Origin of the sequence: Rhodococcus sp. RDE2 (assembly GCF_020885655.1) — a bacterium.
Taxonomy (GTDB): domain Bacteria; phylum Actinomycetota; class Actinomycetes; order Mycobacteriales; family Mycobacteriaceae; genus Rhodococcus; species Rhodococcus pyridinivorans.
The window spans coordinates 1,569,935-1,593,441 of the sequence record NZ_AP025186.1 but is presented as its reverse complement, the minus strand read 5'-3'; the positions used below and the strand labels follow the sequence as shown (position 1 = coordinate 1,593,441).

21 protein-coding genes are annotated in these 23,507 nt (G+C 67.1%); 11 read left to right on the top strand and 10 right to left on the bottom strand.

What is annotated here, in order from left to right; all coding sequences use genetic code 11:
* The first annotated feature begins 218 nt into the window (after positions 1 to 218).
* Positions 219 to 1,715, top strand: a complete 1,497-nt coding sequence (locus LPH33_RS07515) for a stealth family protein (protein ID WP_229567637.1) — start codon at positions 219 to 221, stop codon at positions 1,713 to 1,715.
* On the opposite strand, the gene LPH33_RS07510 is transcribed toward LPH33_RS07515, so the two are convergent.
* On the bottom strand, positions 1,712 to 2,632 hold the full coding sequence (locus LPH33_RS07510) for a phosphodiesterase (RefSeq protein WP_033097360.1): 921 nt from the start codon (positions 2,630 to 2,632) through the stop codon (positions 1,712 to 1,714). The genes LPH33_RS07515 and LPH33_RS07510 overlap by 4 nt on opposite strands.
* A 162-nt stretch (positions 2,633 to 2,794) precedes the next feature.
* The gene (locus LPH33_RS07505; RefSeq protein ID WP_229567635.1) at positions 2,795 to 3,712 is read right to left on the bottom strand and encodes an alpha/beta fold hydrolase; all 918 of its coding nucleotides are present in this window, start codon (positions 3,710 to 3,712) and stop codon (positions 2,795 to 2,797) included.
* A gap of 78 nt (positions 3,713 to 3,790) precedes the next feature.
* Here LPH33_RS07505 and LPH33_RS07500 point away from each other — a divergent pair, with 78 nt between their 5' ends.
* Together LPH33_RS07500 and LPH33_RS07495 are read left to right on the top strand one after the other, a co-directional pair.
* Positions 3,791 to 4,258 (top strand): MarR family winged helix-turn-helix transcriptional regulator, encoded by a 468-nt coding sequence (locus LPH33_RS07500; RefSeq protein WP_033097359.1) that lies wholly within the window; start codon positions 3,791 to 3,793, stop codon positions 4,256 to 4,258.
* A gap of 75 nt (positions 4,259 to 4,333) precedes the next feature.
* On the top strand, positions 4,334 to 5,362 hold the full coding sequence (locus tag LPH33_RS07495) for an esterase/lipase family protein (RefSeq protein ID WP_229567633.1): 1,029 nt from the start codon (positions 4,334 to 4,336) through the stop codon (positions 5,360 to 5,362).
* 146 nt (positions 5,363 to 5,508) lie between these two features.
* On the opposite strand, the gene LPH33_RS07490 is transcribed toward LPH33_RS07495, so the two are convergent.
* Complete coding sequence (locus LPH33_RS07490) at positions 5,509 to 6,141, bottom strand: TetR/AcrR family transcriptional regulator C-terminal domain-containing protein (protein WP_229567632.1); 633 nt, start codon at positions 6,139 to 6,141, stop codon at positions 5,509 to 5,511.
* A 78-nt stretch (positions 6,142 to 6,219) separates the two neighbouring features.
* Here LPH33_RS07490 and LPH33_RS07485 point away from each other — a divergent pair, with 78 nt between their 5' ends.
* The 7 genes from LPH33_RS07485 to LPH33_RS07455 all read left to right on the top strand — a co-directional run bounded on the left by LPH33_RS07485 (position 6,220) and on the right by LPH33_RS07455 (position 14,345).
* Positions 6,220 to 6,705, top strand: a complete 486-nt coding sequence (locus LPH33_RS07485; protein ID WP_052040058.1) for a hypothetical protein — start codon at positions 6,220 to 6,222, stop codon at positions 6,703 to 6,705.
* A complete protein-coding gene (locus tag LPH33_RS07480; RefSeq protein ID WP_229567631.1) occupies positions 6,698 to 8,143 on the top strand; it encodes an MFS transporter in 1,446 nt (481 codons plus the stop codon). The genes LPH33_RS07485 and LPH33_RS07480 overlap by 8 nt, the downstream gene beginning before the upstream one ends.
* A complete protein-coding gene (locus LPH33_RS07475) occupies positions 8,140 to 9,912 on the top strand; it encodes an ABC transporter ATP-binding protein (RefSeq protein ID WP_033097355.1) in 1,773 nt (590 codons plus the stop codon). Before LPH33_RS07480 ends, LPH33_RS07475 begins: the two co-directional genes overlap by 4 nt.
* Entirely contained in the window at positions 9,909 to 11,633 is a 1,725-nt protein-coding gene (locus LPH33_RS07470) for an ABC transporter ATP-binding protein (RefSeq protein ID WP_229567630.1), read from the top strand. The genes LPH33_RS07475 and LPH33_RS07470 overlap by 4 nt, the downstream gene beginning before the upstream one ends.
* Positions 11,634 to 11,721: 88 nt before the next feature.
* Entirely contained in the window at positions 11,722 to 12,033 is a 312-nt protein-coding gene (locus LPH33_RS07465; RefSeq protein ID WP_016694228.1) for an antibiotic biosynthesis monooxygenase family protein, read from the top strand.
* A 173-nt stretch (positions 12,034 to 12,206) separates the two neighbouring features.
* Complete coding sequence (locus LPH33_RS07460) at positions 12,207 to 13,103, top strand: hypothetical protein (protein WP_160877516.1); 897 nt, start codon at positions 12,207 to 12,209, stop codon at positions 13,101 to 13,103.
* Positions 13,104 to 13,262: 159 nt separating this feature from the next.
* On the top strand, positions 13,263 to 14,345 hold the full coding sequence (locus LPH33_RS07455) for a DUF3558 domain-containing protein (protein WP_229567629.1): 1,083 nt from the start codon (positions 13,263 to 13,265) through the stop codon (positions 14,343 to 14,345).
* Between the two features lie 60 nt (positions 14,346 to 14,405).
* Here the strand turns inward: LPH33_RS07455 and LPH33_RS07450 are convergent, their stop codons facing one another.
* Genes LPH33_RS07450 through LPH33_RS07425 form a run of 6 tightly spaced genes read right to left on the bottom strand, consistent with a single transcriptional unit; the run spans position 14,406 to position 21,174 of the window.
* Positions 14,406 to 15,887, bottom strand: coding sequence for a sodium:solute symporter family protein (locus LPH33_RS07450; RefSeq protein ID WP_229567628.1), 1,482 nt, complete (start codon positions 15,885 to 15,887; stop codon positions 14,406 to 14,408).
* Positions 15,888 to 15,908: 21 nt separating this feature from the next.
* Positions 15,909 to 16,940 carry an isopenicillin N synthase family dioxygenase gene (locus LPH33_RS07445; RefSeq protein ID WP_229567627.1) on the bottom strand — a complete coding sequence of 344 codons (1,032 nt, stop codon included), beginning with the start codon at positions 16,938 to 16,940 and terminating at the stop codon, positions 15,909 to 15,911.
* Positions 16,937 to 17,704 (bottom strand): hypothetical protein, encoded by a 768-nt coding sequence (locus LPH33_RS07440; protein ID WP_229567626.1) that lies wholly within the window; start codon positions 17,702 to 17,704, stop codon positions 16,937 to 16,939. The genes LPH33_RS07445 and LPH33_RS07440 overlap by 4 nt, the downstream gene beginning before the upstream one ends.
* Positions 17,701 to 19,671, bottom strand: a complete 1,971-nt coding sequence (locus LPH33_RS07435) for a 5-oxoprolinase/urea amidolyase family protein (protein ID WP_229567625.1) — start codon at positions 19,669 to 19,671, stop codon at positions 17,701 to 17,703. Before LPH33_RS07435 ends, LPH33_RS07440 begins: the two co-directional genes overlap by 4 nt.
* Before the next feature lie 7 nt (positions 19,672 to 19,678).
* Complete coding sequence (locus tag LPH33_RS07430; RefSeq protein WP_160877526.1) at positions 19,679 to 20,329, bottom strand: urea amidolyase associated protein UAAP2; 651 nt, start codon at positions 20,327 to 20,329, stop codon at positions 19,679 to 19,681.
* Complete coding sequence (locus LPH33_RS07425; protein WP_229567624.1) at positions 20,326 to 21,174, bottom strand: urea amidolyase associated protein UAAP1; 849 nt, start codon at positions 21,172 to 21,174, stop codon at positions 20,326 to 20,328. The genes LPH33_RS07430 and LPH33_RS07425 overlap by 4 nt, the downstream gene beginning before the upstream one ends.
* A gap of 174 nt (positions 21,175 to 21,348) precedes the next feature.
* Between LPH33_RS07425 and LPH33_RS07420 the strand changes: the two genes are divergently transcribed.
* Positions 21,349 to 22,035 carry a TetR/AcrR family transcriptional regulator gene (locus LPH33_RS07420; protein WP_160877530.1) on the top strand — a complete coding sequence of 229 codons (687 nt, stop codon included), beginning with the start codon at positions 21,349 to 21,351 and terminating at the stop codon, positions 22,033 to 22,035.
* Here the strand turns inward: LPH33_RS07420 and LPH33_RS07415 are convergent.
* Positions 21,941 to 23,503, bottom strand: coding sequence for a flavin-containing monooxygenase (locus tag LPH33_RS07415; protein WP_229567622.1), 1,563 nt, complete (start codon positions 23,501 to 23,503; stop codon positions 21,941 to 21,943). The genes LPH33_RS07420 and LPH33_RS07415 overlap by 95 nt on opposite strands.
* Positions 23,504 to 23,507 lie beyond the last annotated feature (4 nt).

Below are 23,507 nucleotides of genomic sequence, written 5' to 3'. Positions count from 1 at the left end.
GCAGCGTCGGCGTTCACAGGATCGTCACATCGCCTACGCGAGAACTTAGCTCAGATCGACGTTAAAATGGCTGTTCCCGTCCCGACTCGTGAAAGGAGATTCCGACGCACACGCCGGCCCCACACAACGCTCCCTACGTCTCCCTTTCTCAGAAGGTCGGAGACGCTCCCCCGCTCGGCCGCGCCACGGTCCGCGGCCCCGCGAGGCACGAGGAGGTGGTGTGGTTCGAGGATCGCTACGCCATCCCGATCACCACCACCACGCCCGACGAGGCGCAGATCGAGGACGCGCTGTTCCTGCGTCGCGTGCTCGACCGGGCGCACATCGACTACCTGCTCGTGCGCGACGACAGCGACCGCCCGATCCTCGCGATCGACCGCGCCGACCGGAAGAGGCTGCGCACCGCTCTCGCCGAGGGGTGTGCCGACGAGCCGTTCTATTCGAAGGCCGTCGGTTCTAAGCGGCGTCCCGTCCCGGTCGCGGACGGTCGGCTCTCGCGCGACAGGAAGGACCGGGTGTTCCGGCTGTTCCGTCCACGGGTCGACCTGACCAGCGGGCTGCGGTACGGCGCGTCGAACGGGGTCGACATCGAACTGTGGACCTACACCGACGACGAGGTGATCATGCCTCGTCCGAACGCTCTCACCCGCACGACCGCCCTGCGCGACGAGATGCGCCGGACGACGGTCGAGCGGTACGGACAGCTGTGGCCCACGATCGAGGGCATGTTCGACCGCCATCCGGGCGACATTCCGTTCGAGATCGACCTCGTGTTCTCGTGGGTCGACGGGTCGTCGAAGTCGTTCCAGGCCAAGCGCGCGAAGCTGATGCAGAACTATGTCGTCGGCGAAGGTGACGACTCGCCGGCGCGCTACCGGCAGATCAACGAACTCAAGTACGCCCTGCGTTCGGTCCACATGTACGCGCCGTGGGTGCGGCGGATCTTCGTCGCCACCGACTCACCGCGACCGGCGTGGCTCGCCGACGATCCGCGCGTGACCTTCGTGCGGAGCGAGGAGTTCTTCTCCGATCCGTCGGCACTGCCCACCTACAACTCGATGGCGGTCGAGTCGCAGTTGCATCACATCCCGGGATTGTCCGAGCACTTCCTGTACTCGAACGACGACATGTTCTTCGGTCGCCGGGTGAGCCCGAGCCTGTTCTTCTCCGGCGGGGGCGTCGGCAAGTTCATCGAGTGCGACGTGCGGATCGGTCTCGGCCGAAACAACGCGTCGCGCAGCAGATTCGAGAACTCCGCGCGCATGAACCGTAAGCTTCTGCAGGACCGCTTCGGGGTCACCATCACTCGGCACCTCGAGCACACACCTGTCCCGTTGCGCAGGTCGATCATGGCGGAGATGGAGCGCGAGTTCGCGGACGAGTTCGCTGCGACGGCGGCGAGCCCGTTCCGGGCGGCCGACAACATCTCGGTGACGAACTCCTTCTACCACTACTACACACTGCTGACCGGCCGCGCGGTGCAGCAGACCACGGCGAAGGTGGAGTACGTCGACACCACCGTGAAGTCCGGCCTGCGACATCTGGACACGATCCTGGCGCGCCGCAATCTCGACCTGTTCTGCCTCAACGACGGCAGCGCGCCCGAGGTCGACCTGGAGCTGCGCACCGCGAAGGTCACGCAGTTCCTGGAGCGGTACTACCCGATTCCGGCGCCCTGGGAGACCGACTACCCGGGCCGACCGGACATCGGCTAGACGCGAACGGTGAGATCGGGGTTCTCGGGGATGCGGATGCCGGCTTCGGCCAGGCGCCGCGCCGCGTCCTCGGCCGTGTGGGGTTGCCCGGCGGTGGCGTAGCTTCCGCTGGGCACCACGGAGTGCACGATGGTGTCGGGATAGACGTGCACGAGGTTGAAGCCCTGCGCTCCGTCGTGTCCGCGCTGCGAGCCGACCGGGACGTTCAGGTCCTGGGTGTAGCAGGTCGACGAGGCGACCGAGACCGGGATGCCGGCGAACGTGGCCGAGGTCGAGTAGTGCAGGTGACCACCGAGGATGGCGCGCACATCGGTGCCACGCAGCACTTCGGCGAGGCCCGCTTGGTCGCGCAGTTCGACGAGGACGGCCATGTCGAACACGCTCGGGACCGGCGGATGATGCAGTGCGAGAACGGTACCGAACGGGGCGGATGCCGAGAGTTCGTCGGCCAGCCAGGCGAGCTGCTCGGCGGAAACCTCGCCGTGGTGATGGCCCGGAACCGAGGTGTCGAGCGTGATGATCCTCAGTCCGCCGACCATGTGGACTCCGTCGATGGGTGCACCCACGGGATCTTCGTCGAGGAGCTCCTCACGGAAGGTCGCGCGGTCGTCGTGATTACCCATGGCCCAGACGATGTCGGCTCCGAGCGCTGCTGCCAGCGGTTCGACGAGACCGCGGAGCTTGCGGTAGGCGTCGGGCTGGCCGCGGTCGGCGAGGTCGCCGGTGAACACCAGGGCATCGGGACGGACCTGCGACGCACGGATGTCCTCGAGAATCAGTCCGAGGCGGGTGTCGGCGTCGACGGTGCCGTAGAGGAGTTCGTCTCCACCGACGAGATGTGTATCGGTGAGATGAAGGAGGGTGTGCGAAGGTCTGGGATATTCGGCTATTCGCTCAGGGGCTGGAGAGCTGCCCATGATCTCTCACTTCCATTCGCCCGTTTCGGGGCACTCGATCGCCATCAACGGTAGCGAGTGTGTTTCTACGACTCCATGGCTTCTGGATCACATCGAGACGCCGAACCTGCGGCGAACACCTCGTTACTGCGCGGTGACCTGCGGAAACGGACAATCGAACATTTACTGGTGATCTGGGTCACAATCCAGTTCGACGGGCGCACCGGCACCCAGTGCATCCCGCAGCACGACGTCGACCTCGTCGCTCGGGTACATCGGCAGGGTGTGGTGGGTACCGGCGGTGAGAGTGACGGCTCGACAGGACGGCAGCGCCTTCCGCGCTGCGCGGGCCACCTCGTCGGGGTCGTGGACGCGCCCGAACGGAGCGAGCACCACCGTGGTGTCGACTGTGCACCGTCCCAACTCCTCGGACGACGGACGCCGGGGCACGATCGTCTTCGCGGTCGGGAAGTGTGCCGCGCCCAGCGCCATCAGGGTGACCCAGTCGGGATCGAGTTGCGCCCCTCGGGTTTCCCACTCGAGGAATGCCCGTTCGCGGGCAGCGGTGGGCCGGACGAGAACCGGAAGTGCCCGCAGGAGATAGCCGAACCGCATCCCGACAAAGCACGAGGTGGGGTCGAGCAACACGAGCCGGCCGACCCGTTCGGGAGTCCGCACGGCTGCCGCGAGCGCGATCATCGCACCGTACGAGTGACCGGCGAGTGCGCACCGCGTCGCCCCGAGAGCATCGGCGACGGAGCCGAGCCATTCGAGCAGATCGTCGACGCTGCGTACGGGATCACCACCGGCGACGCTGCGTCCGACGTCGCCGATGATGTCGACGGCCAGCACGCGGTGGGTCTCCCCCAGCGCTGCGGCGTTGGCGAACCAGGTCATCGACGTGGCGCCGGCACCCGGGAGCAGCAGGACCGGCGGTGCGTCGGGTGGCCCGTACTCGGTGACGCGGGCGGTGCCGAAGCGGGAGTCGAGATCGTGGATCACGGTGCCGCGCGGCCATTTCGCGAGGAGCGCGTCGTACGCGGCGTGGAAGGCGCGGCCCTCGTCGGATTCTGCGAACGATGTGCGTGGTGACCGGAGCATCGGAACCTCCACCGTCGAATATCTCGATGATCGAGATACTAGGTGGACGAGTAGAGTCTGTCGAGAGGCGGAGGTGACATGACGGACGACGGCAAACTCGACATGATCCACCGGTTGCGCGCGCTCACCGTGCAACTCGATCTGCTCGGCGCCGAATTCGCACAGAAACACGCGCTGCATCCCACCGATCTGCGAGCACTGATCGGACTTCTCGACCGGGAACGGGCCGGGGAGATCGCGACACCCGGCTGGCTCGCCGAGCACCTGCGGCTCAACACCGCATCGATCACCGCACTCGTCGACAGGCTCGAACGGGCCGGTCACGTGCGGCGGGATCGCGACAGCGACGACCGGCGGCGCGTCATCCTGCGCGTGACCCCGGCGGCCGAGAAACTCGGATGGGATTTCTTCGGTCCGCTCTTCGCGCGGGCATCCACTGCGCTCGAGTCCTTCTCCGAGTCGCAACTGGAGGTCGTGCGGGAGTTCCTCGGCTCCATGACTGCTGCAGTGGAGTCCGCGCGCTCCCCGGAAGACACCGAGGCCTGACACCCGCGGGAACCACGCTCCCCCAGTAGGAAGAATTTCTGTTAACTTCCTTGCCCATCCACATACTTCGGGGGGATGGGAATGCACGTACGCTCATGGGTCGCCGCGGTACTCGCGGTCGCCTTCGCTGTGGTCGGGGCAGGAACGGCAGTCGCAGAGGAGACCGCTCCTCCCCTGCCCGTCGGAAAGACGTTCCTGGACGGGTTCGCCCACGAATTCGGCGACCCGAACGGTAACGCGCTCGGCACGAACGACTGGGACTGCGTCCCGTCGCAGGAACACCCGGATCCCGTCGTGCTCGTCCACGGCACGGTGCTCAACCGGCACAACAACTGGTCGTATCTCGGGCCTCTTCTCGCGAACGAGGGCTATTGCGTCTTCGCTCTCACTTACGGCAACCATGCCGACCTCCCCTGGCCGTTGAATTCCGTCGGTGGGCTGCTGCCGATGGAGGACAGCGCACAGCAGCTCTCCGATTTCGTCGACGAGGTCCTTGTCGCGACCGGCGCGGAGAAGGTCGACCTCGTGGGTCACTCGCAGGGCACCCTGATGCCCGTCTGGTACGTGAAGTTCCTCGGCGGCAACGAGAAGGTCGACGATTACATTTCGCTCGGACCGGTCTACGAGGGCAGCCACGCCTTCCTGCTCGCGGCGTCGTTCGAACTGTTCGAGCACGTCGGTGTGCGGCAGGACGTGGAGAATCTCGCCCACTTCGTCGGATGCGGTGCGTGCCCGCAGGTCCTTGCCGGATCGGATTGGATCCACACAATCCAGGAGGCCGGCGTCTACGCCGACGAGGTGACGTACACGAACATCATGACCCGCTACGAGGAGATCGTCCTCCCGCACACCAGTGGCTACCGCGAGGCGCCCAACGCGACAAACATCGTGCTGCAGGACCACTGCGCGAACGACTTCGTCGAACATGCCGGCATCGTCAACGACCCGAACGCGGCATGGTTCGTCCTCGACGCGCTCGATCCGGGTTCGGCAGGGCCGCTGGAGTGCGTCTTCGTGCCGCCGATCCTCGGTTGGAGCCCGGATCCGACGATCGGCAATCCCACGACCGAGGACGCCGTGGTCGTGAGTCGCCCCGGCGCGTGAGTCGTCCGATCCTCATTACGTCGCGGTTCCTGTCTCACGAAATGCCGAGATCTTCTGTGACGGGTGCGGACAGGTCGCGAAGCTGACGCGCTGAACCGGGGCTCGCGCGGCGTGTTGCGGTAGCGAACCCCGGTTCGGCGCGCGAACTATATTGCGGCGCTGCTCGGTTCCTTCAGCCCGGCGATGAACGCCTGCAGCGCGAACTCCACCCGCGACTCCACGGACGGCACACCGGATCCGATCGCTTCGACGAACAACGGGAACTCGGCGAGGGCTTCGGTATCGATGCCCGGATCGCCGTCGTCTGCCGGTGGTGCGCTGTGCTGGCCCAGCACGATGGCGGCCAGTGTCTGGATCACGAGGAGCGCATCCTGCGGCGTGAATCCGGCGTCCCGCAACACCTCGAGCATCTTCTCCAGGTGCACGGCATTGCCCGAGGTGACCGCCGGACGGGACGCAAAGAACGGTACTACCCCGGGGTGCGCGAGCAAGCCGCGATGGAAGGCCCGGCCGTAGCCCTCGAGGACCCTCCGCCACGGAGCGTCGGTCTCGGCTCCGGTGAGCGCTTCGTCCATCACGTACTGGACGATGGCGTCCTCGAGTCCCTGTTTGTTCTTCACGTGGTGGTACAGCGTCATCGCTTCCACGTCCAGCTCACGTGCCAGCTTCCGCATCGACAGCGCGGCCGCACCTTCCCGGTCGACCATCTGCACCGCTGCATGGAGCACCTGCTGCCGGGTCAGTCCGGCGTGCCGACCCTGCGCGCGCGTCGATCCCATGAAAACCTCCTTGCCACTCTTACGACGTAAGACTACCATCGCCGACGTAAGTCATACACCGTAAGAGAGGAGTCCGGCATGACCGTCCGAACCGAAATTCGTACGACGAAACGCCGGCCCAACCTTGTGCAGGCCCTCACCCTCGGCGCGTGCCTGCAGATCCTCTGCATCGCACTCCCTCTGCTGGACGTGTGGATGATCGGATCGATCGAGCAGCACGTGCAGAACGCATATCCCGAATGGGGACCCGACAATGTGAACCTCGACCGGAACGCGATCGCCGGATACCTCGTGATCGTGGGCGTCCTCGGCCTGGCCGGCTGGCTCGGCGCGCTGTGGAGCGCGAAGAAGGACGTCGCGGTCCGCGCTGTGGTGACGACACTGTTCGTGATCGGAACCTGCGTGCTGCTGTTCGACGTCGGATACGCGGGCGAACACTACAACCCGATCGTCCCGCTGTGGCTGGGCATCACCCTGCTGGTGATCCCGCTGCTGCCGGGCATCACCGCTGTCATGGCCGCCTGGGTCCTGCCCCCGACCGAAAGGGCCGACCGGCATGACTGACACAACGAGGCCCGGATACACCCTTGCAGCCGTCGCGACCGTGCAGTTCATGGTGTCGCTGGATCTGTCCGTCGCGAACATCGGACTCCCCCGGATCACCGAGGGGTTGCATTTCGACCCGATGGGAGCGACGTGGGTGATCCACGCCTACGCACTGTTCTTCGGCGGTCTGCTCCTCCTCGGAGGACGCGCGGCCGATCTCTACGGGCACAAGCGGGCTCTCCTCGTAGGACTGGGCGTGTTCGGTCTCGCCTCGCTGCTCGGCGGGTTCGCTGCAGCACCCGGCCACCTCGTCGCCGCACGAGCGATGCAGGGTGTCGGGGCTGCAGCCCTCGCGCCGGCCGCGCTGGCACTGCTGTCGTCGACCTTCCCCGACGGCCGCGCCCGGGTTCGCGCCTTCGGGATATGGAGCGCCATGAATGCCGGCGGTGCCGCCTTCGGTCTCATCATCGGCGGCGTCCTCACCGAATACGCCGGATGGCGGTGGGTCATGTTCGTCAACGTGCCCATGGCCGCTGCAGCACTCGCGCTGACCCGTCTGGGTGTGGGAGTCGACGGAGTACCCGTGCGGCGCGGTCGCCCGGACGTGCTCGGAGCGATTCTCGGCACCGCCGGCACGACAGCCCTGGTGTTCGCACTCGTGCGTACCGACCGCCACGGCTGGACCTCGACGATCACGCTCGTCACCCTCGCCGCGGCCGTCGCCCTGCTGGTGGCGTTCGTCCACGTCGAGCGAACCACCCGCCGCGACCCGCTGATCCGGCTCGGCCTCTTCGCCAACCGGTCGGTGAGCGGGGCGAACGCCTTCAACCTGCTGGTGGGCGCCACCATCGGGTCGGCGTTCTATTTCGTCTCGCTGTATCTACAGCAGGTACTCGGCAACAGCCCGGCTGCCACGGGTCTGATGACCCTGCCGGTGGCCGTGGGTGTCATCGTCGGATCGGTGGTCGCCGTCAAGCTCGGCTACCGCGTGGCGGCGCGCACCCTCCTCGTCGCCGGTGGGCTTCTCAGCGCTTGCGGGTTCGCATGGTTCGGTCTGATCAGCGCCGACGGGTCGTTCGTCACCGACGTTCTGGGACCGGCCGTCGTCGTCGGCATCGGGTTCGGACTCTGCCTCGGTCCGGTGGTGTCCGTCGCGACCTCGGGGGTGGACGCACGCGAGATGGGCACGGCCTCCGGACTTCTCAATACGTCGCGGCAGATCGGTGCGTCGCTCGGACTCGCCGTTCTCGGTACCGCCGCACACCACCGGATCGGTCCACTCACGACACCCGAGAGCATGAACAGCGGCTACGCGCTCGGATTCGCGCTGGGTGCAGTGCTTCTCGTCGTCGCTGCCGCGATCGCATTCACCGTTCTCCCCCGGACCGGCGCGCCCGCCGAGACTACCGGCGACGCAGCCCCGGTCCGAGGGCCGACGAAAGCACGGACATCATGACATCCACGGAAACATCCTTCCCCGAGACGGATCCGGCGTCGCGGCGAACACTGTCGTCGCTGCTGCGGCCGTTCGTCGGCAGGTTCACTGCGAGTGTGGCCCTCCAGGCCGCGGGCGGTATCGCGGGTCTCGTTCCGCTTCTCGCCGTCGCCGAGGTCGGCCGGACGCTCCTCGCGCCGGGACCGGTCGACCAGTCCCGCGCCTGGACCGCCGTCGTCGTCGGCGCACTCGGACTCTTCGCCCGACTCGTCCTCACGTCGATCGGATCCGGCCTCGCGCACGGCCTCGACGGCTCCGTGCAGCTGGCGTTCCGCCGCGAACTCGCACGTCACCTCGGCAAGGTCCCGATCGGCTGGTTCTCCCGTCGCCGAACGGGTGAACTCGCGAAGGTCGTCGGCGACGACGTCTCCGCCGTTCACCCGTTCATCGCGCACACGCCCGGCGAGATGGTCAACGCCTTCCTCGTTCCGGCCGTGTCGGCGGTCTACCTGTTCACAGTCGACTGGCGGCTGACGCTGATCACCATGATCCCGATCGTCCTGGCCGTGTCGCTGGTTCCCCTGCTGTCCACTGCGGCCCGGCGACGGGAGCAGGAGGAGTTCGACGACGCGATGGGACGCATCGCCGATGTGGTCGTCGAATTCGTGAACGGCATCTCGGTCGTGAAGGTCTTCGGGGACACTCGCCGGTCCCGGAACAGATTCGTCACGGCAGCAGACGATTTCGTCTCGACCTTCACGCGATGGGTGCGCGGCGTCTCCGGCGTGGCAGCGGGGATGCAACTCGCCCTCTCGCCGCCGTTCGTGCTCCTGACCGTGCTGATCGGCAGTTCGATCCTGATCACGGGCGGCAGTATGCCCGCGGCGGATCTGCTGCCCTTCGTGCTCCTCGGCGTGGGGCTGACCACCCCGATCGCGGCGTTGGGCCACGGATTCGACGACATCCTGGCCGCCCGGCGCGCCGTCGAGCGGATCCGGGAGGTGCTGGACGTGCCACCGGTGCCGGAACCCGAGCGGCCGATAGCGCCGAGCGGGCACCGGATCGACCTGCACGACGTCCGCTTCGGCTATTCGGATGCGCACGAGGTCCTCCGGGGCATCGACCTGACACTCGAGTCGGGGACGGTCACCGCCCTGGTGGGTCCGTCCGGCAGTGGGAAGTCCACCCTGGCGACACTGTTGCTGCGCTTCTTCGATCCGACCCACGGCACGATCACTCTCGGTGGCGTCGACCTGCGGGAGGTCGGGAGCAGGACGCTCTACCGCACGATCGCATGTGTCTTCCAGGACGTTCGTCTGCTGCGTGCGTCGATCGCCGACAACATCGCCCTGGCCGTCCCGCACGCCGACCGCGACGCCGTGGTCCGCGCAGCCGTTGCGGCCGACATCCACGAGCGGATCGTCGAACTGCCCCACGGATACGACACGATCCTCGGAGAGGGGGTCGAACTGTCCGGCGGGGAGAGGCAACGCCTGTCGCTCGCGCGGGCACTGCTCACCGATGCACCGGTGCTGGTGCTCGACGAGGCGACGGCCTTCGCCGATCCCCGGACCGAAGGTGCGATCCACGCTGCCCTCACCCGTTTGCGCGGCAACCGGACCATCCTGACCGTCACGCACCGACCGGAGACGATCACCGGGGCGGACACGGTCGTGGTTCTCGAGGACGGAGCGATCGTCGAACAGGGTTCACCGGAGGACGTTCTCGTCCGCGAGGGCTCCCTCCAACCGTCCGCAGGTTCCGACCTGCAAGGAAGCAGAGCACGATGATCACCACACTGTTCCGCACACTCGGACGCGAACACGCCGGCCCGCTGCGCCGGACGCTGGCGCTCATGGTGGGATGCGCGATCGCCGAGGGGTTGTCGTACGCCTTCCTCGTCCCGGTGCTGCGCATCCTGTTCGGGGACGCCCCCTCGGACGTCGGACCCTGGCTGATCGGATTCGGGGCGTCGGTCGCGGTCTACGCGGTGCTGCGCTACGTCAGCGACCTGTCGGGTTTCCGCGTCGGGACCTCGCTGCTGCGCGGCGTCTATCACCGGCTGGGCGACCAGCTCGTACGATTGCCGCTCGGCTGGTATCGCGCCGACCTGGTCGGCGAACTGTCGGCGACGGCGAGTCGTGGTGTCCTGCAATCGATGAGCGTGATCGCTCACATGCTCGCGCCGTTCGTCTCGGCATGCGTGACCCCGCTGACCATCGTGGTGGTGATGACCGCCTACGACCTGCGGATGGGCCTGGCGGCCGCCGCGGCGATCCCCGTGGTGACCGCGGTGCAGATGTGGTCGGCGCGCACCACCGCGGCGACCGATATCGAACGCGCCGCACGCGATCACGAGGCCACCGCTCGCGTCGTCGAATATCTTCAGGCACAGCCTGTCCTACGCGCGGGCGGGCGAACCGTCGAACGCTTCCGGTTGCTCGACGACTCGCTCGACGGTATCCGGCGTGCTTCGCGGCGTTCGACGCTCGCAGCCGTGCCGGGCATCGTCGGCACGACGGTCACCGTGCAGGCGGCGTTCACCGCGCTGCTGGCACTGGGCACCTACCTTGTGATCGGCGGGAGCCTCGCGGTGCCGGACATGTTGGCACTCGTCGTCCTCGCAGGTCGCTGCGCCGAACCGCTGTTGTCACTGTCGGAGATCGGCGGAAAGCTGCGCGCCGCCCGCGGCGAACTGACACGACTCGACGCCTTCCTGAGCACCCCTCCCCTCCCCGAGCCGGTTCGTCCGGCGCGACCGCACGGTCACGACATCAAGTTCGACTCGGTGGCCTTCCGGCGGGACGGTCGTACGGTGATCGACGGGTTGTCGCTGGCGGTGCCGCAGGGCCGGCGGTTCGCGGTGGTCGGGCCGTCCGGCGCCGGGAAGAGCACGCTGCTGCAACTGCTCGCACGGTTCCACGACGTGGATGCGGGGTCCGTGCGGACCGGCGGGGTGGACGTGCGGGACATCGCGACCGACGTGCTGATGTCGCAGATCGCGGTGGTCTTCCAGGACGTCTACCTGTTCGATGAGACCCTCGAGGAGAACGTGCGGCTCGGACGTGCGGATGCGACCGACGACGAGGTGCGCGCCGCTGGTGCCGCCGCGGGGCTGGACGAGGTGATCGAACGCCTACCCGACGGCTGGTCGTCGCGAGTCGGTGAAGGCGGCGCGATGTTGTCCGGCGGGGAACGGCAGCGGGTGTCGATCGCGCGAGCACTGCTCAAGGACGCGCCGATCGTCCTGTTGGACGAGACGACGTCCGCCCTGGACCCGGAGAACGAGGCGGTCGTCCGCGCCGGGTTGGAGCGGCTCACGGCGGGACGGACGGTGCTGATGGTCGCGCATCGGTTGCACACCGTCCGCGACGCCGACCGGATCGTGTTCCTGGACCGAGGGCGAATCGTCGAGGAGGGAACCCACGATGAACTGGTGCGTCGCGGCGGCCGCTACGCGCAGTTCTGGGAGATGTCGATCGGGCCGGCTTCACCGATCCGCGCATCGTGAGCGGGCACGGACCGTAGGTTATCGACAGGGTGTCGTTATAATTCCTGAGGGCTCCCGGGTCCGCCACGACTTCTCAGAAAGGGTCACCGTGTACGTCATCACCAACCGCATCGACGTTCCTGCCGATACCACCGAGGCATTCGAAAAGGTCTTCGTCGAGAGCATGCGTTCGACGCTCGACGGAGTGCCGGGCCTCAACCGCACGACGTTGATGCGTCCCGCAGCCGACGGCCTGCCCTACGTGTCCACCATGGAGTTCGACTCCAAGGAAGACTTCCTCGCGTGGCTGCGTTCGGACTCGTTCAAGGCGTCGCACTCGGACGATCAGGCTCCGGGCATGCAGGCACCCTCCGCGGTCGAGCAGCACACGCTCATCGAGGACATCGTCTTCGAGAAGTAGAGAACGCGCCGAAACGGGGTTCGCCGCCGCTGTAGCACGCGCGAACCTCGGTTCGGCGCGTCAACGGCCTCCGAACAGGAGTTTGTCCCCAACCCCGCGATCGATCCACAGGTACACCGGATCGGGAGGTCGTCGCGGGTTCGGTGGGTGTCGCTCCGCGCAGGATCGTCGTCGTGACAGATCCGAACATTCTCACCAACACCTCGCTCGCCGTCGCGGGTCTCTCGGACACCGAGATCCGCACCGGCGTTCGCACCGGCTCACTCGTACGGGTCGGGCGCGGGTGCTATCTGCACCGCTGTGACGTCGACGCGATCGGACCCGTCGGCGTCCACCGTGTCCGTGCCCGGCATGTCGGAGCGACGCTCGGTCCCGACGAGGCGCTCAGCCACGTGTCGGCGGCGGCACTGCACGGCCTCGAACTGTGGGACGTACCGCTCGACCTCGTCCACATCTCCCGGCCCGCCACGCGGCGCGGTCGTGTCACCTCGCAGATCCACGTGCATCCGACCGAACTCGGCGACGACGTGGTGGTCGTCGACGGAGTAGCCGTCACGTCGATTGCCCGCACCGTCGTCGACCTCGCGCGCACGCTCCCGAAGGAGCAGGCCGTCATCGCAGGCGATTCCGCTCTTCGCCTGTACCCCGGTATGCGTGAACAGGTTTCGCGGGCGCTGGCCGATGCCCGGACCCGCCACGGCCTGGCTCGTGCCCGCACAGTGGTGCCGTTTCTGGACGGTCGCAGCGAGAGTGCGGGCGAATCGCTGTCGCGTCTACGCATTGCGGAAGCAGGACTGCCGCGACCGATCCTCCAGTACGAGATCGTGGGCGGGAACGGGCGGCGCTATCGCGTCGACTTCTTCTGGGAGAACGGCGTCGTCGGCGAGTTCGACGGGCGGATCAAGTATTCCGACCCGCGCGACGTGTTCGACGAGAAGCTCCGGCAGGACGCGATCCGCGACGCGGGCTACGAAGTGGTGCGCTGGACGTGGGCGGAATTGGAGCGGTTCGACGTCGTGACGGAGAGACTCCGGCAGGCTGCGCGTCGCGCCGCGAAGCTGACGCGGTGAACCGGGGTTCGCCCCGCGTGTTGCGGTAGCGAACCCCGGTGCGGCGCGCAAGCAATCACTGCGCCGTGCGGGGCTGAGGAAGGAACGTGCTAACGTCCCGCCGGCAGAAACGGATCGGGGGGTCACGTGCGTAGGTGGACGACAGTCGTCACGAAGTCGGTGACGGCAGTTGCAATAACAGTGATTCTTGTTGCGGGATGCAGCCATTCTCCAGGGCCGGCATCGATCGCGGCCGAAGGCGTGTTTCCCACCAACGACACACCGAAAGCGGTCGACCCGGAAGTGCATGCACAAATCACATTCGATCCATGTGCGGACATTCCGGAGGAGGCCTTCCGTGCGGAACGTGTCGACCTCTCCACCGGGCAGAAGTCCGAGCACACCTCCGGTGGTTACACGTCGATCCTGTGCACCTTCGACAGCATTCCCCCGGACAGTAACGATACGGGTTGGTTCGACCTGTACCTGCTGGCGTCGAACAGGACGCTCGACGAAGCCTACAAGCGGGACCCCGAGAACACCACCGAGACAACAGTCAGCGGTCGTCCCGCCCTCGTCAAGTTCGACCCGAACGTAACAAACAGCTGCGAGATATCGATGAGCACCCGATTCGGCCTGATCAGCATCAAGCACCACAACCTCACACGCGAGATGCAGCCGATGACGGACGACGCACGATGCAGCCGGACCAGAAGCTTCGTCGAGCGGATCGAGGATTCGGTGGACCGAGAAGTCGACGCAGGACGAATCATGATGGAGGTCGCCACGACCGTACGTACGCCTCGCGTCGTCGACGATTCGGAACGACCTGACATCACTTTCGATCCGTGCCTGGATGTTCCGATGGAGATACTTCTCGAAAGAGGTTTCGACGACCGTAGCAAGGATCTCACCGATCTTCCCTTCGGCACGTACACATTCATCAGCTGCTCATGGAAGAGCTTCGCCCAGACGACCGACCACAAGGATTCCTACGCGATCACTTTCCTCGCCGGCAATGTCTCCTACGAGGAATATCTCGAGCGCGACCGCGATATCTCCACCGAGATCACGATCAATAGCAGGAGAGCGCTCCTCCAGCATGACCGCAACGATTGCGCGATCATCCTGGACACGAAATTCGGCGTTCTCGTCAGCTCGTGGTTGCACTTCCCCTACGACAACGAACCGATTCCTTCCGAGAAACAGTGCGCTCCCCTGTTCTCCCTCGTTCAGGACATCGAAACACTCGTCGATCTCTGACGCGGTGAACCGGGGTTCGCCCCGCGTGTTGCGGTAGCGAACCCCGGTTCGGCGCGCGAGCTACACCGCGACCGGTTGCTTCGCAGGCAGGACGGCCGGCTCCGGAACGGTGACCGCGCGGACGGGGCGTCGCACCAGCGCGACCGTCACGTAGGCGACCAGCGACACCAGGAATCCGATGAAGGTGGTCCAGCCGTCGACGGACGAGGTGACCAGTGAGTTCGGGATGTACAGCAGGGTGTTGTCGACGCCGTAGATCGTCGGGGTGAGGACGAAGAAGCCGGCACGCACCGTGATGCCGGCGATCGCGGCGGCCGCCACGGCACGCCCGTCCCCACGCGACCAGAACAGCCCGAGGATGAACGGAACGACGAGCGAGGCCAGCAGAAGGTCGAAGGTGAGGGTGAGAAGGACGCCCGTCTGCGGAACGCGCAGGGCGACGAGCGCGCCGAAGGCCGCCATGGGCAGCATGAGGAGGCGCGTGGCCTTCATGACGTCCGAGGACATCGCGGCGTTCTCGCCGCCGACTCGGAAGACATTGCGCACCAGGACCGTCGCAGTGGACAGCAGCACCCCACTGATGGTGGTCAGCGACGCGGTGACCAGACCGGACAGGACCAGGATCGACAACCACTGAGGGGTGTACTGTCCGAGCAGGACGTAGAGGATCGGCGCGTCGGCAGCGCTGTCACCGACGATCGAGACCGCGGCGAGAGCGACGAAGGACAGCGGCACGCACAGCACGAGGATGCCGGTCGCCGCGGAGAAGCATGCGCGCTGCGCCGCGTGCGGCGACTTGGCGGAGAACACACGCTGCATCAGGTCGATCGCGACGAGGTTGCCGAGTCCGAGAGCAACGATCGTGGCCCAGTTGATCGCGGCGCCCTGCGCCGGGTCGGTGAGCTGCCCGAGATCGCCGATGCCGAGGCCGTCACCGTGGGTGAAGCCGGGACCGAGGGCCACCCATGCGAGGAGGGAGACGATACCGACGGCCATGATGGCGAACTGGACCATGCCGGTGTAGACGCTCGCGAACATGCCGCCGGCCATCGTGTAGGCGAGCACGAACGGGATGATCACCAGTACCGCAGCGGTGTAGTTCAGACCGAGGAAGTACTGCAGGAGGTAGGCCAGTGCGACGAGGTTGCCGGCGAGGAGGATGCCGAAGCTGCCCACGGTGAGGACGGAGCCGGTGATCTCGGTGCCGCGCCCGAAGCGCCGGGCGAAGAACTCCGGCAGGGTCACCACGCCGGTCGCCCGCAGGCGCTTCGCGAAGAAGATTCCGACGAGCAGAACACTGAGCGCGACGCCGAGGGGCATCGCCGCGCCGGCCCAGAATCCGAATCCGGCCGCGAGGTCGGCCGAACCGAGGGTCGCGTTGGAGTCGATGACCTGGGACATGAGCAGGACGGCGAGAACGGGTGCGCCCAGCGAGCGACCGGCGAGCAGGAAGTTGCCCGCCTGTCCGCGGACCTTGCGGGTGGAGTAGAAGCCGGCCCCGAGAAGTACGACGAGGCACACGGCAACACCGGTGATGATCATGGCAGCTCCGTATGGAGAAGGTCAGACGGCAGGAGCGCTGCGTTGGGCTTCGCGTCCGAGCGAATAGAGGGGGCGGGCATTGTCGGGAAGAACGATCTCGCCGGAGGCGAGCCGGTTGCGGAGATAGGTGAAGCTCTGAGCAGTCTGCGCGAACAGATGTTCGCCGGCCGTCACTCCGTCGTATCGTGGTCCGTCCGCGTCGACGAACCTCTCCAGCGGCTCGACCCGGGTGTCGTAGTCGACGTTGAAGAACAAGGGGAACGAGTAACGCTCCTGAGCAACCTTACGCACCCGATGTGACGTCGCTGTAAACACACCGTTCGTCCAGATCTCCAGCAGGTCACCGATATTCAGGACGAAAGCATCGTCGCGGTAGGGGACCTCGATCCAGTCTCCGTCGGCGTTGACCACTTCGAGCCCCGGCGCCGTGGGCAGGAGCAGCGTGAACATTTCGTAGTCGGTGTGAGCGCCGATACCGGGGCGGTCGGATGCACTGGGATCGTAGGGATAATGGATCATCCGCAACTGCGCCGGCGGTGTCGTCACATACCGATCGAACAGGTCGGACGGCTCACCGAGCGTCTCGGAGAAAGTCCTCAGAAGCACACGGCCCAGACCGAATACGGCATCGTAGTAGGCCCCCACGGGCTTCTCGAAGTCCGGCAGGTCGGGCCACTGGTTCGGTCCGAGCAGTGGATTGCCGGCCAGATAGTCCGGATCGTCGGCGGGAAGATCGATGGACAGATCGAACGCTTCCTTGTGATCGGGTGTGGCACCGGCGAACACCTCCTCACCCGGCGGCACATAGCCGCGGTGGTTCGACGAAGTGCCTATGTAGACCGACATCTTGGTTTCGTCGGGCAGTGCGAAGAAGCGTTCTGCGGCTGTCTTCAGTCCCGAGATGAGGGTGGGATCGATACCGTGCCCGACGATCTGAGCGAAACCGACCTCGCGGGCGGCACGCCCGAGTTCCTCGACGACTGCTTCCCGTCCGCTGTCGTCGGCGGAGACCAGTGCGTGTACGTCGACGACGGGGATGCTGGTGAAGGTCATGGTTCCGTCCTGAGGTTCGGGTCGAGCGGACGCCACCGCCTCGTGACGGGTGTTCCGCCGAATGTGACGTCACTTGTGTGGATTTCGTCTCCGAAAGCGGGGTCGAGGTCGTCCCCGATCCGGTACGGGAGAGTCGATGCGGTGATGTTCCATCGGCCGGCGCACACTCGGCCGACGGCGACCTCGCAGTCGAGCACTGCGCGGGCCTCGCGGAGTGTCGCCGCCCCCCTGATGCGTTCGAGCAGAGAACCGGATCCGGGGGTGCGGTCGCGGCCGCGCGCGAACGCGAAGGTCTCCCCCACCCGCACGAGTACCGCGGTCGCCCCGGTGTCGATGTCCTCGAGCAGATACTCCTCGATGTCGGACGAGACGCCGGCGGTGTGCCAGTGTTCCGTGTAGTCCTCGTACACACCGTGTTCGGCGATAGTGTCCGCGTCGAGCAGGGCCAGACTGCCGGCGTCGGGTGTCGGACCGAGCGGGTGGAACGACACGGCGCGTTCCCACTCGACGTGATCGCCGCGGTCGAGCAACCGGCCTGCGAAACCGTCCTGCGTCGCGAGTGCCACGAGATCGTCGAAGTTCATGTCGTTCGCGGTCGAGGCCGTCACCACAGGCAGTGAGGCGGGTTGTCTCAGATCGCAGTACAACTTCTCGCCCTGCACCCAGGTGACCCGGGTGGTGGTGTCGGGTTCGGTGCCCGGACGCGCCAGCAGGGTTCGCTCGAACCGGGTTCCCGCGAGCCGGATCCGTTCGGCGGTCGTCATGCGCCGGTCGCCTTCCACCGTGCCCGCTCCTGCGCGAAGGCGACGGATTGGGTCGCCTGGAACTCCGCGATCGAGGATGTGTTGTCGGCGAGGAATTTCCGGTGGTCTGCCAGCGAGAAGGTCCCGTCGGTGATCTCCACTCCCCCGCCACGACCGGCCGCGAGATCGGCGCGCAGATCGAGCAGTTCCTCGGGGTCGACGGGATACCAGGAGATCCGGTCGAAGAACCGCAGCAGCCACGGCGTTCCGTCCTCGAAGGGCCCGGCCGGCTGCGGGTGCCGGTGATTCCACACCTGGGTGGTGCGGCCGACGAACTGGTATCCGCCGGGGCCTTCCATGCCGTAGATGCACAGATACGCACCGCCGATCCCGACCGCGTTCTCGGGTGTCCACGTGCGGGCCGGGTTGTACTTGGTGGTGACCAGCCGGTGCCGCGGGTCGAGCGGTGTCGCGACCGGTGCACCGAGGTAGACGTCGCCGAGGCCGAGGACCATGTAGTCGGCGGCGAAGACGGTGTCGAAGACGTCGGCGACGGTGTCGAGGCCGTTCATGCGGCGGATGAACTCGATGTTCCACGGGCACCACGGGGCGTCGGAGCGCACGCCGTGCATGTAGCGCTGGATGGCCTCGCGGGTCGCCGGGTCGTCCCAGGAGAGCGGGAGTCGCACCTGGCGGCTGGGGACCTCGAGTTCGCTGCTGTCACCGATGGTGTCCTCGACCTCGCCGAGCAGACCGAGCAGGGTCGGCACGGACAGCACATCGGGATCGACCTTGACCTGCAGCGACCGGATGCCCGGGGTGAGTTCGAGCAGACCCGCGGGACGGTCGGCTTCGAGGCGCTGGTGCAGGGCGTGCACGCGGGCCCGCAGCGCCAGATCGAGCGTCATGTCGCCGTACTCGACGAGCACGTTGTCGTCGCCGCTGCGGCGGTAGGTGACGGCGGTGTGCCCGTCGCGGCGGGCCAGGACTCCGTCGTCGCCGTCGCCGCCGCCCGACGCGACCAGCGACAGACCGGCACGACGACCGACTCCCAGCTCGCGGCGCGACGCGCTGTGCTGCGACTTCACGGGGACGAACCTGACGGTGTTGCCGGGTGCGAGCTGACCGAGCTTCCAGCGGTCGGCGGCGACGACCGTCACCGGGCACACGAAACCGCCGAGGCTGGGACCATCGGGACCGAGCAGGATCGGGGTGTCGCCGGTGAAGTCGAGTGCCCCGACCGAGTAGGCGTTGTCGTGGATGTTCGACGGGTGCAGGCCCGCTTCGCCGCCGTCGGTGCGTGCCCATTCGGGTTTGGGGCCGATGAGCCGCACGCCGGTGCGGTCGGAGTTGAAGTGCACCTCGTAGTCGGTGGCGTAGAGGGCGTCGATGTCGGCGCGGGTGAAGAATTCCGGTGCGCCGTGCGGACCTTCGGTGACCGCGATCTCCCAGCGCGTGCTCAGAGCAGGCACGTGCTCGGACGGGACCGGCGCGCTCGTACCGGGAGCGTTCTCCCCCACGACGAGGACGTCACCCTCGCGCAGCGTCCGACCTTCGTGACCGCCGAACGTGCCGAGCGTGAACGTCGATGCACTGCCGAGGAATTCGGGGACGTCGAGACCACCGCGAACGAGGACGTAGACGCGCAGGCCCGGCCCGGAGACCGCGCCGACGTCGAGCAGGCCGCCCGCCGGGACGGTGACGGGCCGCCACTGCGGGACGACGACGCCGTCGACGCGCACGGTGACGGGCGCACCTGTCACGCACACCTCGGTCTCCTCCGTGAACCGCAGGGCGGGGCCAGCCATGGCGGTCTCGAGGCCGGCAGCGCCCTCGTCGTTGCCGAGGGCGACGTTGCCGAGACGGAACGACAGGTCGTCCATGGGACCGGAGGGCGGCACACCGATCTGCCAGTAACCGGTGCGTCCGGGATAGTCCTGGACGGTGGTGAGCATTCCGGGACGTTCGACGGTGATCTTCGTGGTCATGGCTTCCTCACTCCCCGCGGGTGACGATCATGCGGACCGGCGTGGGGTCGAAGCCGTTGCACGGGTTGTTGATCTGGGGGCAGTTGGAGACGAGCACGAGTACGTCGCGCTCGGCGCGGATCGCGAGTCGCTTGCCGGGTGCGGACAGACCGTCGACGATGCCGAGGGTGCCATCGGCCTCGACCGGCACGTTCATGAAGAAGTTGATGTTGGAGACGAGGTCGCGCTTGCCGAGTCCCCACTTGGCGCCTTCGATGAGGAAGTTCTCGACGCAGGCGTGCTGGTGCTTGGTGTGGTGGCCGTAGCGCAGGGTGTTGGACTCCTGCGAGCACGCACCGCCGACGGTGTCGTGGTTGCCCACCTCGTCGGCGACGAGCGTCATCAGCGGCTCACCGTCGGCGTCGCGCAGCACCGAACCGGTGGAGAGGAAGATGTTCTGCTGGGCGGCGACGGTGGCGGCGGCGCTGTAGCGGCGGGTGTGATCGGCGGCGTCGTAGACGAGGGTGTCGACGGCCTGGTTGCCGTGCAGGTCGACGATGGTGAGGACGTCGCCGGCGGCGACGACGGCCGACCACGGGCCGCGGAGGCCGACGATCTCGTCGAGGACGACGCGACCGGGAACGAGGGCGAGGTCTGCGGTGTCGGCGGTGATGGTCATCGGCGGATCTCCGTTTCGGACGTGGCGGCGGCCCAGGCGTCGTCGGTGTTGAGCACGGCGCGCTGGTATTCGGGGTCGGTGTTCGGCAGCGAGTTCAGTTCGCCGGGCGCCCGCCAGGCGAGGACTTCGAGGCTGCCGGTGGTGAACTCGGGGTTCGGGTCGAGCGGGTGTGCGGTGTTGGCGATCAGGGCGATGACCGGCAGGTGGATCAGCAGGTCGACGGCGGCACCGGGACCGGCGTTGCCGGTGCTGACGAGGCTGCCGTCCTCCTCGACGCGGACACCGTGGAAGAAGGACAGCGAGGGCGGCAGGTCGCGCGGCTGCAGGTCGTGCTTGGCCGCGGCGACCGTGAACAGTTCGCGGCCCGCGGGAGAGCTCGAATGGAGCGATCCCGCAACGTATTTCGCGGTGTTCCCCGCGAGGTGGGTCGTGCCGCACAGCGCGTCGTGGCGACCGGAGGTGTCGGCAACGATCGTGGCGAGGACGCGGCCCTGATCGGAGAGCAGGGGATGCCCGACACCGAGATAGGCCTGCCACGGCACCTTCACCGTGTCGGCGACGTTGAGCCGCTCGTGCGGTGCGTCGGCGCGGAACAGCAGGAGGTTGGCGCAGGCGGTGCCGTGGACGTCCCGCAGGCGCAGGCGGGTGCCGCGTGCGAGGACCTTGCTGGTGTAGCGGCCACCGGGAACGGTCTCGGCCCAGGTCATCGACGCCGCGCGACCGCTGGGCGGAGCCGGCCACGACGATGCCGGGACGATCGGCATGGCGTCGGTGACGGTTCCTGCCTGCGCTCGGGCATGGGCGCGAGCAGCGTGCGTGGTGGCGGTCGCGAGGGTCTCGGTCATGGCGCTCCGATCGGCGGTCCGGGGAAACTGTCGATCGACAGTTTTCCGATCGCGCATCTTCGGGGAATGTCCACGGCGTAACGAGTCCGTGACGTGTGTTTCGTCCGTATAACGAAAACTTCACGCATGAAGACCGTGGTGCTGCACCATCTTTCGTCGTGTCACAGTGGAGAGGTGACCCATGCAGGACCAGGACGACCCCGTCTCCACGCGCCACGACGACCCGGGCCGACCGCGCGTGCCGAGATCCTCGACGCCGCCGCGGAGCTGTTCACCACCCGCGGGTTCTCCCCCACCTCGACACGCACGATCGCCGAGGCGGTGGGGATCCGGCAGGCATCGCTGTACAACCACTTCGCGACGAAGAACGACCTCCTCGTCGCATTGCTCGAGGACACCGTCGAACCGACCCTCGACTTCGACGACAATCTCGACCCCACGCTGCCGCCCGAGGTGCGCCTGTGCGCGCTCGCCTGGTTCGACACGGCCCAGTTGTCCGCGGGCAGATGGAATCTCGGTGCGCTCTACCACCTTCCGGAGCTTCGCACCGAACCGTTCGATCGGTTCCGGGAGGAGCGCCGGCAACTGATGGAGCGCTACCGGATCCTGGCGGCGCAGATCGTCGGCGACGATGATCCCCGCACACACCTGCCGTTCCGGATCGTCGAATCGGTCATCGGCATGCGGGCCGACGACGGCGACGTCGACGCCGGGCTACCCGAAGCGCTGGCGACGGCGTCGCTGACGGTTCTCGGTGTCAGCGACGTTACGGCAGTGACGAGCGCGGCTCGGGCACTCGTGGTGGGAGTTCCCGGCGACCTGCTGGGCTCGATGACCCCGCCGTCTCGGCCACCCGCATGAAGCGCAGGGCGGGATCGTCGACCGGTTCGCGGCGCAGCCGTCTGCGGTCGAGATAGTAGTTCTGCTCCATCGACCACGGGCCGTCCTCCCCGGATGTGGGAAACACGTCGGCCGATCGCCGGAGATAGTTCGACGTGAGGTCCCAGAACGGTCCGCCGCCGACGGCCGGGTCGTCGCAGACCGGGGTGACGATGTCGTAGCCGTGGTCGTCCATGTGGTCGAGCAACCGGCACAGGTAGTGGCCGGTGAGGTCGACCTTGAGGGTCCACGAGTAGTTGGCGTAACCGAACGCGAAGACGAAGTTGGGTATGCCGGTGAGCATCGACGCCTTGTAGGTGATGCGTTCGTGCCAGTCGACCGGTTCGCCGTCGACGTCGAGTGCGACCCGTCCGAACGGCACCATCTTCAGCCCGGTCGCGGTGACGATGACGTCGGCCTCGATCTCGCGCCCCGATTCGAGGGCGATCCCCGTGGGCGTGAACCGAGCGATCCGATCGGTGACCACCGACGCCTCACCGGTGGCGATGGCGTGGAAGAGATCGCTGTCGGTCGCGACGCACAGGCGCTGATCCCACGGGTCGTAGGACGGGTTGAAGTGCACGTCGACGGGATAGTCGTCGGGCAGCACACTCGTCATCCGCAGGCGTAGGAGACGGCGGAAGAGGTTCGGCGCCCGGCGGCTCGTCCGGTACATCTCGTGCAGCAGACGGATGCTCAGGGAGCGGACGACGCGGTCGGCCGCCGCTGTCGGGAGGGCACGCCGCAGTGCGTTGGCGATCTTGTTCTCCTTCGGCCATCCCAGGACGTAGGACGGGGAGCGCTGCAGCATCGTCACGTGCTCGGCGACGCCGGCCAGCGCGGGAATGAGTGTCACCGCGGTGGCGCCGCTGCCGATGACGACGACGCGCTTGCCCGCACAGTCGAGATCCTCGGGCCAGTGCTGGGGGTGGACGATGGTGCCGCGGAAGTCGTCGCTGTCCTCGAACTCCGGGCTGTACCCCTCGTCGTAGTCGTAGTAGCCGGTCGCGGAGAAGAAGAACGAGCAGGTCACCGTGAGCGTGGTGTCGTCGCTCGTGCGCCGGAGCGTGACCGTCCACCTGCCGGTGGCGGACGAGAAGGACGCACCGACGACGCGGTGCCCGAAGTGCAGGTAGGGACGCAGTCCGTGCTCGTCCACCGTCTCGTGGAGATAGCCGAGGATCTCGCTACCTCCGGCGTACGCGTGCTTCTTCCGCCACGGCTTGAACTCGTAACCGAGGGTGTGGAGGTCGGAGTCGGAGCGCACACCGGGATATCGGAACAGGTCCCATGTGCCGCCGAGCGCGTCGCGTGCCTCGACGATCGCGAAGCTCGTCCCCGGTCTCTTCGTCTTCAGGTGGTAGGCCGTGCCGATGCCGGAGATACCGGCGCCGACGATCAGGACATCCACCTCGGCGGGCACGCCCCCGCCGGGTTCGACTGCGGTCATGTTC